At 44.7% G+C, this 13,617-nt stretch carries 13 protein-coding genes; 3 read left to right on the top strand and 10 right to left on the bottom strand.

Going from position 1 to position 13,617, the window contains the following annotated elements; all coding sequences use genetic code 11:
• Positions 1-184: 184 nt before the first annotated feature.
• A complete protein-coding gene (locus LQZ07_RS01755) occupies positions 185-1,063 on the top strand; it encodes an NAD(P)-dependent oxidoreductase (protein WP_016399745.1) in 879 nt (292 codons plus the stop codon).
• A gap of 30 nt (positions 1,064-1,093) precedes the next feature.
• On the opposite strand, the gene LQZ07_RS01750 is transcribed toward LQZ07_RS01755, so the two are convergent.
• On the bottom strand, positions 1,094-1,777 hold the full coding sequence (locus tag LQZ07_RS01750; RefSeq protein ID WP_152783588.1) for a PEP-CTERM sorting domain-containing protein: 684 nt from the start codon (positions 1,775-1,777) through the stop codon (positions 1,094-1,096).
• A gap of 244 nt (positions 1,778-2,021) precedes the next feature.
• Here LQZ07_RS01750 and plsB point away from each other — a divergent pair, with 244 nt between their 5' ends.
• Positions 2,022-4,415, top strand: a complete 2,394-nt coding sequence (gene plsB / locus LQZ07_RS01745; RefSeq protein WP_152783590.1) for a glycerol-3-phosphate 1-O-acyltransferase PlsB — start codon at positions 2,022-2,024, stop codon at positions 4,413-4,415.
• On the opposite strand, the gene ubiA is transcribed toward plsB, so the two are convergent.
• Positions 4,412-5,287, bottom strand: a complete 876-nt coding sequence (gene ubiA, locus LQZ07_RS01740; protein ID WP_152784032.1) for a 4-hydroxybenzoate octaprenyltransferase — start codon at positions 5,285-5,287, stop codon at positions 4,412-4,414. The two genes, plsB and ubiA, sit on opposite strands and share 4 nt — an antisense overlap.
• Positions 5,274-5,837: a chorismate lyase gene (locus tag LQZ07_RS01735; protein WP_016399749.1), complete on the bottom strand. Its 564-nt coding sequence runs from the start codon at positions 5,835-5,837 to the stop codon at positions 5,274-5,276. The genes ubiA and LQZ07_RS01735 overlap by 14 nt, the downstream gene beginning before the upstream one ends.
• A 402-nt stretch (positions 5,838-6,239) precedes the next feature.
• Between LQZ07_RS01735 and LQZ07_RS01730 the strand changes: the two genes are divergently transcribed.
• A complete protein-coding gene (locus LQZ07_RS01730) occupies positions 6,240-6,641 on the top strand; it encodes a flagellar basal body-associated protein FliL (protein ID WP_016399751.1) in 402 nt (133 codons plus the stop codon).
• A 67-nt stretch (positions 6,642-6,708) separates the two neighbouring features.
• Here LQZ07_RS01730 and glpG read toward each other — a convergent pair whose 3' ends face one another.
• The 7 genes from glpG to LQZ07_RS01695 form a co-directional block, all read right to left on the bottom strand.
• Positions 6,709-7,557 carry a rhomboid family intramembrane serine protease GlpG gene (gene glpG, locus LQZ07_RS01725; protein ID WP_040306577.1) on the bottom strand — a complete coding sequence of 283 codons (849 nt, stop codon included), beginning with the start codon at positions 7,555-7,557 and terminating at the stop codon, positions 6,709-6,711.
• Entirely contained in the window at positions 7,554-7,880 is a 327-nt protein-coding gene (gene glpE, locus LQZ07_RS01720) for a thiosulfate sulfurtransferase GlpE (protein WP_040306647.1), read from the bottom strand. The genes glpG and glpE overlap by 4 nt, the downstream gene beginning before the upstream one ends.
• Positions 7,881-8,285: 405 nt before the next feature.
• Positions 8,286-8,987 carry an ATP-binding cassette domain-containing protein gene (locus tag LQZ07_RS01715; protein WP_016399754.1) on the bottom strand — a complete coding sequence of 234 codons (702 nt, stop codon included), beginning with the start codon at positions 8,985-8,987 and terminating at the stop codon, positions 8,286-8,288.
• A 19-nt stretch (positions 8,988-9,006) separates the two neighbouring features.
• On the bottom strand, positions 9,007-9,771 hold the full coding sequence (gene livG, locus LQZ07_RS01710) for a high-affinity branched-chain amino acid ABC transporter ATP-binding protein LivG (RefSeq protein ID WP_152783592.1): 765 nt from the start codon (positions 9,769-9,771) through the stop codon (positions 9,007-9,009).
• Complete coding sequence (locus tag LQZ07_RS01705) at positions 9,768-11,039, bottom strand: high-affinity branched-chain amino acid ABC transporter permease LivM (RefSeq protein ID WP_152783594.1); 1,272 nt, start codon at positions 11,037-11,039, stop codon at positions 9,768-9,770. The genes livG and LQZ07_RS01705 overlap by 4 nt, the downstream gene beginning before the upstream one ends.
• A complete protein-coding gene (livH, locus tag LQZ07_RS01700) occupies positions 11,036-11,962 on the bottom strand; it encodes a high-affinity branched-chain amino acid ABC transporter permease LivH (RefSeq protein ID WP_016399757.1) in 927 nt (308 codons plus the stop codon). Before livH ends, LQZ07_RS01705 begins: the two co-directional genes overlap by 4 nt.
• Before the next feature lie 176 nt (positions 11,963-12,138).
• A complete protein-coding gene (locus LQZ07_RS01695) occupies positions 12,139-13,257 on the bottom strand; it encodes a branched-chain amino acid ABC transporter substrate-binding protein (protein ID WP_152783596.1) in 1,119 nt (372 codons plus the stop codon).
• Positions 13,258-13,617 lie beyond the last annotated feature (360 nt).

Here is a 13,617-nt window from a genome sequence, read left to right as displayed (position 1 = left end):
ATTAAGGTTTGTTGGCTTTATGGAATTTCTGCTTAGAGGGCAATAAAGGACGGCTTTTGTACGATCAAAATCAAATAATTCGTACTTTAAGATAAATAAAAGCCGCTGGCCAATTGCTTAAAAAGTGACTGAGGTATATGCTTAGCCCCTATTAATAATACAATATGATTTACTGGAGTTGAAAATGACAAAACCTGTCATCGGTTTCATCGGCCTTGGTCTTATGGGCGGCAACATGGTTGAAAACCTGCAAAAGCGCGGTTACCAACTAAATGTAATGGACTTAAATAAAGAGGCTGTTGCAACGTGTGTTGCTCGTGGTGCTAAAGAAGCAAGCTCTGCAAAAGAACTAGCAGCAGCTAGTGACATTGTAATGCTTTGTTTAACCACTTCTGCAGTAGTTGAAAAACTTATCTACGCTGACGACGGCATTTTAGCTGGTATTAAAGAAGGCGCGGTATTAGTAGATTTTGGTACCTCTATCCCAGCCTCTACCCGTAAGATTGGTGAAGACCTAGCCGCTAAAGGCGCTGGCATGATTGACGCACCATTAGGTCGTACTCCTGCTCACGCTAAAGATGGTTTGCTAAACATTATGGCAGCTGGCGATATCGATACCTTTAACAAAGTTAAACCGGTATTAGACGAGCAAGGTGAAAATGTATTCCACCTAGGTGCTCTTGGCGCTGGTCACACTACTAAGTTAGTAAATAACTTTATGGGTATGACTACTGTTGTTGCTATGTCGCAAGCATTTGCTGTAGCCGACCGCGCTGGTGTAAACCGCCAACAGTTATTCGACATTATGTCAGCTGGCCCTTCTAACTCACCGTTCATGCAGTTTTGTAAAAATTACGCTGTAGATGGTGTTAGTGACTTAGGCTTCTCTATTGCTAACGCAAACAAAGACCTTGGCTACTTCTTAGAAATGGTAAAAGACTTAGGCACAGAATCTAAAATCGCTGAAGGTTCTTCTGCTAACTTAGCCGCTGCACTAGATGCAGGCCTAGGCAACGGCAATGTACCAGAGATTTTCGATTACTTTCTTAAACTAGAAAAGTAACTCGAGCTCTTAATGACAAGGGTGTAACAGTTAAGCTGTTACACCCTTGTTTGTTTTAAAGCCAGCATTTCTCCAAGCTAGCATCAACAGAATACTGGCAAACAACCCTGCCGATAGCGGCTCACTAACTCTGGTAGCTTCTGCCACAATCAGCACCGGATTAATGTCTATCCAATAGTAATCTTCATCGCCTTGCACCAAGGGGCTGTTAAAAATACGCTCAACCTCATCAGGTGTAATCAGGGTTTGATTGTTCAACGATGGGTTCATCAAAAACGCACCATTCATATGAGGCAAACCTAAATTATGACCGAGCTCGTGTGCTAATAGCTCTCCACCAAAAGATCCTGCAGCATAGGAAGACTCAACCACAAAATCGTTACCAAAGTACTCACCACAACCAACAATCCCCGTAAGCACAAAGCTACCACAGGCACTAATGGTATCGATGAAATAGAAGTTAACTACATTGGCTGGGCCAACGTGCTGATTAAATAGCTGGGTGACTTCTGCGCTAGTGGTTATATCAAGCAGTTCAGGAAACACCAACTCGCTGGCCGTACCAATACGAATATCGATGATATTTTGGCCAAAGCTAGCTTGCGAATATATTTCATCCATTGCCGCTTCATTGGTGGTAATAAAGGCCGCCTGAACCATTGATGAAACAAATAGCAATAAGGCGAATACTGAGCTTTTTGTGGGCAGGGTCATAACACATTCCTTAGCGTGGTAAGCCTAATGAAAATTCTTAGCAACATATTATTAACAATAGCATCCACAACTAAATAAACTAATTTTTGCAGCAAGAATAACCTACCCAGAGTAACTCTTGAGCCTTATTTCAGTTATTTATCTAGATTCTTAATTATTTAAGATATTGCATCAAATCAAAGCCAAATTTAGATAAGTCTGCTACCCTATGCCCTGTATCAATTCACCACTATAAGCTCTTGAGATGTTACATTTACCCTCTCCAGTTTTAGCCGTTTCGCGAGCAATAATTGGCTTTTTTACTCGCGGAAAATTTGTCCCAGACAATCCCATCACTGAGTTCAATTTAGATTTAACTCAGCCGATTATTTATGTGATCCCTAGTCATTCATTGGCCGATGTATTAACCCTACAGCTCGCCTGTAAAGAACTTGGCTTACCCGATCCCTTTGAACCAGTAATGTTTGCTGGCGAAGCGCATAAACGGGTAGCTTTTTTAGTTGATGGCAACGGCGAAACCCTAGAGCAAACCATTGAGCAATTCACCTCTGCCTTGGCCATTCACCGTAGTGACGAAAGCCATAACGCGCAGCTAGTGCCTGTTAAGTTATTCTGGGACCGTTATCCGGGGCGCGAGAGTGTAGACGACTTAATGGGCGGCAAGCCCGAGCGCCCTGCCGGGGTGTTAAAGAAAACCTGGCAAGTTATCTTTAAAGGCCGCGAAAACTTAGTCCGTTTTAGTCCACCGGTATCACTTAAAGACATGGCGCAACGCCAAGGCTCAGACAAACGTATTGGCCACAAACTGGCACGCGTAGCTCGGATTCACTTTAGTCGCATGCAAATGATCGCAACCGGCCCCAAGTTACCAAACCGTCGCCACATGTTTGAGCAACTACTGGCTTCGGCAACCATTCGTGAAGCGATTAATGAAGAAGCAAAAACCAAGAACATCGACAAGGCTGCCGCTCGCCAAGCCGCCTTAAAATATTTAGAAGAAATTGCTGCCGACTTCTCCTACCGTAACTTACGCATGGCCGACGCAGTACTCAGTTGGGTTTGGAACAAAATCTATTCAGGCATTGAAGTAAACCACGCAGAAAAAGTGCGTAAGCTGGCCCAAGAAGGTCATGAAATAGTTTACGCACCTTGTCATCGTAGCCACATGGACTACCTACTGCTGTCTTATGTTTTATACCACCAAGGCATGGTGCCGCCGCACATTGCAGCGGGAGTAAACTTAAACTTCTGGCCTGCCGGTCCGTTCTTTCGCCGCTCTGGCGCGTTTTTTATTCGCCGCAGTTTCAAAGGTAACAAACTCTACTCCACCGTATTCAGAGAGTACTTAGGGCAACTATTCAGCCGCGGTTATTCAGTAGAGTACTTTACCGAGGGCGGTCGCAGCCGCACTGGGCGTTTATTGCCACCTAAAACCGGCATGTTAGCCATGACCGTTCAAGCCATGCTAAAAGGATTGGAGCGCCCGGTAACGATTGTCCCCGTGTACTTTGGTTACGAGCACGTAATGGAAGTAGGCACTTACTACAAAGAGCTAAAAGGCAAATCTAAAGATAAAGAATCGTTATTTTCCCTGTTTGGTATGCTGCGTAAATTGCGCAACTTTGGCCACGGCTATGTAAACTTTGGTGAGCCGATTAACGTAAACCAAAGCTTAAACAAACTAGCGCCGGAGTGGCGAGAACATCCAGAAGAAGGTTTAAAACCCAACTGGTTGGTGCCTGCGGTTAACGATATTTCCAACCAATTAATGGTGAATATTAACAGCGCCGCTGCGGTAAATGGTTTGTGTTTAAGCGCCACTATTTTATTGGCCGCCGAGAACCGAGCCCTGCCGCGCAAGCAACTAGTTAAGCAGATAAGTTTATACACATCTTTAATCGAAAATGTGCCTTATAGTGACCACGTAACGCTACCGGAAGTAGATGCAGAAACACTGTTGGATCAGGCTATTAGCCTCGATAAGTTTGAAATTCGCAGCGACTACCTAGGCGAAATTATTGGCCTAGATGAAAAACAGCAGGTACTGCTTAACTTCTATCGCAATAACATTATCCATTTGCTAATTATTCCAGCCTTTATTGCCACTGCGTTATTGCAACATCGTAGCCTATGCCGTAGCCAATTGGTCGCCTTACTTGAGCAGCTTTACCCTTTGTTAAAAGGTGAATTATTCCTGCGTTATCAAGTAAGTGACATGAGCGACCTGGCTGACCGCTACTTAGAAGAATTTGCCGCACTAAAACTAATTAGTGATCAAGGCGATTGCTTTAACATTGACAGCCAACGTCGTGGGCGTTTGTTGCTGCTAGCTCAAGTGGCTCAAGAAAGTTTGCACCGCTACGCCATTGTTGCAGCGTTGCTGGCCAAGCGCCCTCACCTAGAGCGTGCAGAGTTAGAACAGCAAGCATTGGCCGGCGCACAACGTTTAGCGCAGTTACACAATATCGACGCGCCGGAATACTACGACAAACGCATTACCACTAACTTACTCTCACTAATTCGCGAGCAGGGTTTAAGTGACAGTCAATCGGCAGAGGGTTTGTTCAAGCAACTCTCGCCATTGCTGGCCGATGGGGTGTACCAATCGATCAGTGAATTGTTAGATTTAGAAGCTTAAGCCGCACTAATAGCCAGCCATGCATAATGGCTGGCTATGCCTATAAACACCGCCAAACCTACATAGTTATTGTTTAAAAAAGCTTGGAAACACGCTTCTCGCTCACGATACCTAATCAATTTTTGCTGATAGACAAACAATACCGCTGCAGCGAGCAAACCAAGATCAAAGATAAAACCTAATTGCTTCACATGACCTAAAAGCGCCAAGCACAGCAAACTGGTAGCCTGTAACAGCGCCACTATCAGTTTATCAAAACGGCCAAATAAGATGGCGGTAGACTTAATACCCACTTTTAAATCGTCATCGCGATCAACCATTGCATACTTAGTATCGTAAGCCACCGTCCAACACACATTAGCCACTAATAGCAACCACGCCTCGGCAGGCACAGCGTTGGTTTGCGCCGCGTAAGCCATGGGAATACACCAACTAAAGGCCAAGCCAAGAAACAACTGCGGTAAATGGGTATAGCGTTTCATAAACGGATAAATTGCCGCCAATACTAGGGCTGCAAAAGATAGCAAAATGGTAAGGGTGTTTTGACTTAGCACCAACAGAAACGACAACACCACCAAGCCAAAAAATAAGGTGAGCGCTTCACGCTCGCTTACCACTCCAGTGGCCAGCGGACGCTGAGCAGTGCGTTTCACATGGGCATCCACTTTACGATCGGCAAAATCATTGATCACACAGCCAGCCGAGCGCATAAAAAACACCCCTAATACAAACACCAGCAAAATAGAAAAATCGGGTAATCCTTCGGCGGCTAACCAAAGTGCCCACAAAGCCGGCCACAGTAACAATAAAGTGCCAATGGGTTTGTCCGCCCGCATTAACTGCCAATAGGGTTTTGCGTTAGCTAGCTGCAACACCACTTTCTCCTTGATAGGCAATACAAGATGGCAAAAAAATCTCAGAAACCAATAATGGTGCCGAGGCTAATAAGAAACGTGAACGTCGCCCCCACAAAGGCTGCGGGTCTTTAACATGCTGGTAAATTGCCGAGCTTTGGTCAATTTGGGCTAACTCTAAAGTTTGTCGTTGGCCTTTATCAGTAAACAGTAACTCACCTAGTGGTTTATTAGCGAGTCGGCTCACCTCTGCGGCATCCCCTTCTAAAGAGCTTTTAGGTATCACGCTACGCGCAAATACCCACGGCTCGCCATCACAGCATAGCAGTACTTCACGCACCCAATAGGGTCCTGCGCAGGCCAAGGTCTTAAGCTCATGATTGGCTATCTCGGCATAACCCTCAAACAACACTTGAATAGAAAATTGCTGGCAATGTTGGCGTAAGCGCGCAGTTAACGAACCTGGGTACTCTAGCCAGTCACGCAACTGTAGTGCTGTCATGCTTACTTGTTGTGGCAATTGCCACTTACCATCGGCCCCGCAAGGCTGCTGTTGATTTGGTTTCACGCGATCACATTGCAAAGAATTAGACTGGCATTATCCAGTAAACAGCGGTTTAAAGTAAACTCTACTTTGTACGAATGCTTCGCTGATTTGCCTACATTTATCAGCAATAATTTATAAGGTTAAACTACATTACAAAGCCGCTTTACTAGGGCAGGTATTCTTTCGCGATGAGATATTGTTTGAGAGTAAATCGTTTTAAGCGCGGCAAGTCCTGTACAGCCTAGCAGGCTAGGTAAACACTAGAGCCGCTACCTTGTATAAATAAGCCATAAATTGCTGCAAAATCAGCTCGAAAGGCCAACAGCCCTTAACAAGTCTTGTATTATTTTCCATCACCAGCTTGACCTAGTGCCCGCTAACAGAAACAATAAAGCTAGGACTACCAAGGAAACACACCGTCGCATGAAATTTGTTCACAGCTTGCTGTTATGTTGCAGCTTATTCTTCTCCTCGCTGGCCTACAGCCAAGAAGCAGGAAACTCTAGTTATGCATATTTTGGCTTCGAACCCGATATCATTACTAACTACATTAGCACCGGCAAGAAGCTTGGTTATGTGCGTATTACTGCCGAAGTAATGGTCGAGAACCAAAGTGCTTTAAGCAGCATTGAGCACCACGCACCACTCATTCGCGACGCAATTATCGAGATACTGGGTCATCAACGTGAAGAAGACATTAAGTCTTTAAAAGGCCGCGAAGAAATTCGCATTTTATGCCAAGAAGCGGTCAACGATTTATTAGTACAAGAAACCGGTAAAAAGCTAGTGAGCAAATTGCTGTTCACTAAGTACTTATACCAATAAAGCTAGTTGATAGATTAAACCCAAAAAGCCCATCGTCGATGGGCTTTTTGCTTATTAACAACTAATGTTAATTGGGCTGCTGCTTGTCGAAAAATTTATCTAACAGCGCCTGAGCACAACCAACAAACAAACCAAATAAGTGGGCCAAGTTAGCGGTAGAAGGCCCCACCACATCCATAAAACCAATGACCAGCCAGACTAACATAAAGCCAACAATAGCCGGGCTAAGCTGTAAGCCAGCCTGCGGGCGCAACCAACCGGTAAACCAACAGTACCCCAGTAAGGCGTACACTACCCCCGACAAACCGCCAAAGTAGGGGCCAGTTGCCAGCAGCTGTGCCACATTGGGAATTACCGCTGCTACGAGGGTAATCAGCAATAATTTAGAGCTACCTAGCTGGCGTTCAATTTCTCCCCCCAACTGCCACCACCACAAGCCGTTAAAGACAATATGGATCACCGAGAAGTGCAAAAAGATAGGTGTTATCACTCGCCAAAACTGATCTGAGGCTAACATACTCAACTGTGGCGTAATGGTAAGGTTGAGCATCAAATAGCGCTCAAAACCAATATTCATAAACAAATAAACCACAGCGGAAATCAGCAAAACCGCCAAAGTAACCGGGCCAGCATGTGCAAAAAAAGCACTTTTAACCAGCCCCTTTCCACCATAAGAGAATTTAGCTTTACGGCTATCGGCCACAGTCCAAGAAGCTGCTAGGTATTTTTCGTCGTTAGGGTTTTCAATAAACTGCTTGAGTTCATATTCAGCTTTATCTAGATGTTGCTCATCAATTAAAAAAACCGCCACACCTTGATCAGCTGGTGCCAATTGACATTCAATCTTAAGCACCGCCATATAATCTACAAAAGCTTGAGCGACCCGAGGGTTACCCATTACGATTAATTGCTTCACTCAGCATCACCTGATTCAAAAGGAGCAACTTGGCGCCAGGCTTCAAAGCCACCTTGCAGGCTATATACTTCTTCAAAGCCTTGATGAATTAAATACTGCGCAGCACCTTGGCTAGAAATACCGTGGTAACACATTACGATAAGTGGCGTATCAAACTCGGTTTCCGAAATAAGCTGATTTAGGCTGCCATCGCTTAGGTGAAAGGCATTAACAGGATGAGCTTGAGAAAAAGACTGCGGATCGCGCATATCTAGCAATACCGCGCCTTCTGACGCGAGCTTTTGCTGAGCGCCATTTACATCAATTTGTTCAAACTGTTCCATCATCTTTTTCACCGCTGTAATTTTTGTTTCACTTTAACTGGTTTAAGGGCAAAGAAAAAGCCACAAACCATAAGGAGATTACTAGGGTCTGTTGATCTTTGGTGTTGAAATTTTGTTCAAGATAAGCGGGCTTTAATCGCGGCGAGCACTTAGAAGCCTAGTGGGCTAAGCAAGAAGTGCTTAACAAAGAGTAAAGTTCGCTTATCCGAACCCTTCAGGCAACATTTCTTAGCCATTTATTCAGCGTTAGCGAGTGATTATTAAGACCACTTAACTGCACACTCACTGCCTTGCCTAAATGGCTAATAAATTGCTGCAAAATCCATCACCAAAGATCAACAGACCCTAGCTGTAAGCATAAAAAAAGCAAGCCGAAGCTTGCTTAAATTAGTTCTGGATAAGGATTTAGGCGCCAAGATAGGCTTTACGCACATCCTCGTTCACCAGCAAGTTATCACCTGTGTCTTCAAGAACAATCCTGCCATTTTCCAGTACATAACCGCGGTCGGCTAAGCGTAACGCTTGGTTAGCATTCTGTTCTACTAAAAACACCGTCATTCCACGTTGGCGCAACTGCTCCACAATATCAAAAATCTGCTGAATGATAATTGGCGCTAAACCAAGCGAAGGCTCATCTAATAGCAGCAAACGAGGGTTGCTCATTAAGGCGCGGCCAATGGCCAACATTTGTTGCTCACCACCAGACATAGTACCCGCGCGCTGACTCACCCGTTCTAACAAACGAGGGAACAAGCTATATACCTCTTCAATGCGCTCGGCGGTTTCTTGCTTAGTCGCAAAAAACGCGCCCATGTGCAGGTTTTCTTCAACGGTTAAACGTGAGAAAATCCGGCGGCCCTCTGGCACCACAGCAATATCGCCACGCATAATGTCGTGGGTTTGACTATTGGTAATGTCTTTACCGTCAAACAAAACTTGGCCACTGCTGGCTCGCGGGTCGCCACACAAAGTCATTAGCAAAGTGGTTTTACCGGCGCCATTGGCACCAATTAAACTCACAATCTCGCCTTGGTTCACTTTTACACTTACATCGTGCAGAGCTTGAATTGGGCCGTAGTGGGTTGAAACATTTTTTAACTCTAACATTGTTATTTTCTACCTCAGCCTAAAACTCGCCCAAGTAGGCTTTAATCACCTCGGGGTTATTGCGAATTTCTTCTGGCGAACCGTTGGCTAAAGGACAGCCTTGGTTAACCACGTAAATACGATCGGATATGCCCATCACCAACTTCATATCGTGCTCAATCAGCAATACCGATACATTTTCGTTGTCACGCAAGTCCATAATCAAGCGGTCTAGATCGTCGGTTTCCTTAGGGTTTAAACCAGCGGCAGGCTCATCAAGCATCAAAATTTCTGGACGCGTTACCATGCAACGGGCAATCTCTAAGCGGCGCTGCTGACCATACGCCAAATTACCCGCTTTGCGATTGGCAAACTCTTTTAGATCAACCTTATCAAGCCAATATTCAGCAAAGGCTAAGGCTTCTGCCTCACTCTTTTTAAAACTTGGCGTTTTTAGTAAACCCGCTAAGAGGTTGGTATTTAAATGACGGTGCTGCGCCACTAATAGGTTTTCGACCACGCTCATATCTTTAAACAAACGAACATGTTGGAAGGTACGAACAACGCCTTTGCGAGCAATTTGATGACCCGCCAAACCTTGAAGTGCTTCGCCCCGGTAAAGAATTTGTCCGGCAGTAGGTTTATAAAAGCCTGTTAAGCAGTTAAATACCGTGGTTTTACCCGCTCCATTTGGGCCAATTACCGACACCACTTCTTTCTCGTTTAGCTTAAGGGCAACATTGTTTACCGCCAATAAGCCACCAAAACGCATGGTAAGGCCATTTACATCTAATAAAGCACTCATGCCTTGGCCTCCTCTTTTAACTCAATATGAGGACGAGACATTGGCAATAAGCCCTGTGGTCGCCAAACCATCATAAATACCATCATCAAACCAAACATCAACATGCGATATTCATTAAATTCACGCGCCATCTCTGGCAATACCGTCATAATAATCGCCGCCAAAACGACACCAATTTGCGAGCCCATTCCGCCCAGTACCACAATCGCCAAAATAATTGCCGATTCAATAAAGGTGAAAGATTCGGGGCTAATAAAGCCCTGACGTGCAGCAAAAAAGCTACCGGCAAAACCGGCAAAGGCAGCGCCAATAGTGAAGGCACTCAACTTAACTACAGTAGGGTTTAAGCCTAATGAGCGACAGGCAATTTCGTCCTCACGTAGTGCTTCCCATGCACGGCCAATTGGCATTCTTAATAAACGGTTAATCACAATTACCGTTAGCACCACCAATAACAAGGCCATTAAATACAAGAAAATCACTTTGTATTGCGAGTTGTAGCTAATACCAAAAAAGTTGTGGAAGGTATCAAAACCCTCGCCTTTCAAGCGGCGGTTAAACTCCAAACCAAACAAGGTAGGTTTAGGAATACCACTAATCCCGTTTGGGCCACCGGTAAGGTGAGTTAAGTTGTTCAGCAATAGGCGAATAATTTCACCAAAACCTAGCGTTACAATAGCTAAGTAATCACCCCGTAGGCGCAATACTGGGAACCCCAATAAAAAGCCAAACAAGGCTGCCATAGCGCCAGCAATAGGCAAACAAAGCCAAAAACCAAAGCCGTCGGCACTTAGCAGCGCATAAGTGTATGCACCTACTGCATAAAAGCCTACATAACCTAAATCTAGCAAGCCGGCTAAGCCAACCACTACATTTAGGCCCAAGCCAAGCATCACATAAATAAGCGTGAGCGTCGCCAAATCCACCGAACCACGGCTTACCATAAAGGGCCAAATAATTGCGCCAGCTAAGGCAAAAGACACCAGCAAGCGATAAGCCTTTGGGTTTTGCTCCGGACTAGGCAGTTTAAAGTTAAAGCCCTTGCTTGGGGCTTTTCCGACTTTTTTCTTAAATAACAGCGGATGAAGTAACTGGCTAACAAATACTGCCGCCATGCCAATGAATAACCATTTTAGATGACCTTCATCGGCCAAAGCCAAGTTTAAACCACTGCTGCTTGGCTCCATGCGAATGCCCAATAGCCAGCCGGCCAATAGCATAAAAGTGATAGTAGAAATTAATGCACCAGAGAGATTGAGCTTACTCATACTTTCTCAACCTCCGGCTTACCTAACAAACCTGTAGGCATAAATAACAATACAAAACACAACAAACCAAACGACACTACGTCTTTGTATTCAGTACTAAAGTAACCTGCGGTAATCGCCTCGGTAATGCCTAACAACAAACCGCCTACCACTGCGCCAGGAATAGAACCAATACCGCCTAAAACCGCTGCAGTAAAGGCTTTTAAGCCTGCCATAAAGCCAATGTAAGGATTAATTACACCGTAATAAATACCCAATAGCACGCCCGCTACTGCCGCTAATGCAGCACCAATCACAAAGGTGAGAGAGATAACTTTATTGGTATCAATCCCCAATAGGTTGGCCATACCGATATCTTCAGAACATGCGCGACAGGCACGTCCCATACGCGAGTGAGTAATAAAGGTAGTTAGTGCAATCATGGTGACAAAGGTCACTACAAAAATAACTAACTGCATGTAGGAAATAGTTAGGTTAAAGCCGTCTTCTGGACCAAATGTCCAACCACCAGTAATTAAACTGGGCATGGCAATGTCTCGGCTGCCCTGCGACAGTCGCACCAAGTTCTGCAAGAAGATAGACATACCAATGGCCGAAATGAGTGCAATTAGGCGATTACCGCCGCGCACTGGCCGATAGGCGATCTTTTCAATGGTCCAGCCGTAGGCGCTGGTAATAATGATGCTTATTGCAAACGCACCAAATAACAAAATAGGTAAGGAGTCTAGGCCCATTAAGGCCAATGCAGCTAACACGATAAACGCGACGTAACTACCGATCATATACACTTCACCATGTGCGAAGTTAATCATACCGATAATGCCGTACACCATGGTGTAACCAATGGCGATAAGTGCGTAGGTGCTACCAATGGTTAAACCATTAACTAGCTGCTGAAAGAAATAGAAAAATTGCTCAGACATAACTGCCCCAATCTAGTGGCCAACGCCACCTATACCGGCAAGTAAGTGTATTCAGTGTTGCGGCCCAAACCGCTGATAACCTTGTTACCCAGCTGACTTATCTTGTTTGGTATATTTAGTGTCTTAAAAACAGAAACACCGACTAACCTATCGTTAGCCGGTGTGGTATTACGCGCTTACTTAGCTGCTGAAGAAGAACCGTCAGCGTGCCAAGTGAATACACCAAAGTCGAAGCCTTTAAGGTCGCCTTTAGCATCCCACTGAAGTGGGCCCATAACCGTTTCAACGGTGTTACCACGTAGGAATTCGGCTACAGCTTCTGGATCATCACCCGCAGCATTTACGCCAGCAACAATACTTTGCATGGCAGCAAAGGCTGTCCATACGAATGGGCCAGTAGGATCGTCGCCATTTTTAACTAAAGCATCTACCACTGGTTTGTTAGCAGGGTCTAAGTCGTATTTCTTAGGAAGCGTAACCAATAAACCTTCTGAAGCTGCACCAGCAATCGCAGAAATGTCTTTGTTACCCACACCTTCAGGCCCCATAAAGGTGGCTTTTAAACCTTTTTCTGAAGATTGACGAAGAATCAAACCTAGCTCTGGGTGGTAACCACCGTAGTAAACAAAATCTACGTTTTCTTTCTTCAACTTAGCAATTAGTGCTGAGAAGTCTTTATCACCAGCTGTTACACCTTCAAAAGCCACTACTTTAGTGCCAGCAGCTTCTAGCTCATTTTTCACAGAAGTAGCAATACCTTCACCGTATTGTTGCTTATCGTGAATCACGGCTACACGCTCAGGTTTAACTGCATTGATAATATAACGTGCAGCAGTTGGGCCTTGGTCGCTGTCTAGACCAATGGTGCGGAAAATAAGTTGGTAATCGCGGGTAGTGATGTCTGGGTTAGTTGAAGCAGGCGTAATCATCAATACACCTTCATCTTCATAAACGTCTGACGCTGGCTGAGTCGCACCTGAACAAAGGTGACCAATTACGTATTTAACGCCGTCGTTAATGATTTTGTTGGCCACGGCCACGGCTTGTTTTGGCTCACAAGCATCATCGTAAACAACTGCTTCAATTTGCTTGCCAGATAGTGCGCCAGCTTGGTTAAGCAATTCTACTGCAATGCCGCCACCAGCAAATTGCATGTCACCGTATTGCGCAACCGGACCAGTTACTGGGCCAGCAATTGCTACTTTAATTGTGTCTGCTGCTTGTGCAAAAGTAGCAGCGCCAAATAGAGCTAGCGATACCGCTACCCCTGAAGCTGATTTTGTCCATTTAGTCATTGATAACTCCATGTTAGCTTTTTGTTATATTGAGTGTGTTTGCAGAAGTGCCGCATTAAACCATAATGCAGATTTCACCCCATTGGCTGTTGTTTTACCCTAAGTTTGCAGTGTTTCACAAGTCGGCCTCCTGAAGCTGGCACTATCACATAGGGTTTTAACAACTTATTTATCTAGACTAAAAACAATACACCGATCACATACAGCAACATATCTCGCACAACTAAACTTTTAAGCTACAAATAGATCTAAATCCAAAATTTAAACCTTATTTATCTCAAATATGCTACTGCTCTGCTGAATTACTAAATTTTGATAAGGTTAAATTAAATTTTACAGGATAAAAATAAAGCCATTTGG

Origin of the sequence: Agarivorans sp. B2Z047, assembly GCF_023373605.1 — a bacterium.
Classification (GTDB): Bacteria; Pseudomonadota; Gammaproteobacteria; order Enterobacterales; family Celerinatantimonadaceae; genus Agarivorans; species Agarivorans albus.
Note: the sequence above shows the minus strand (reverse complement) of the source record. Positions and strands in the feature narration are given on the sequence as shown.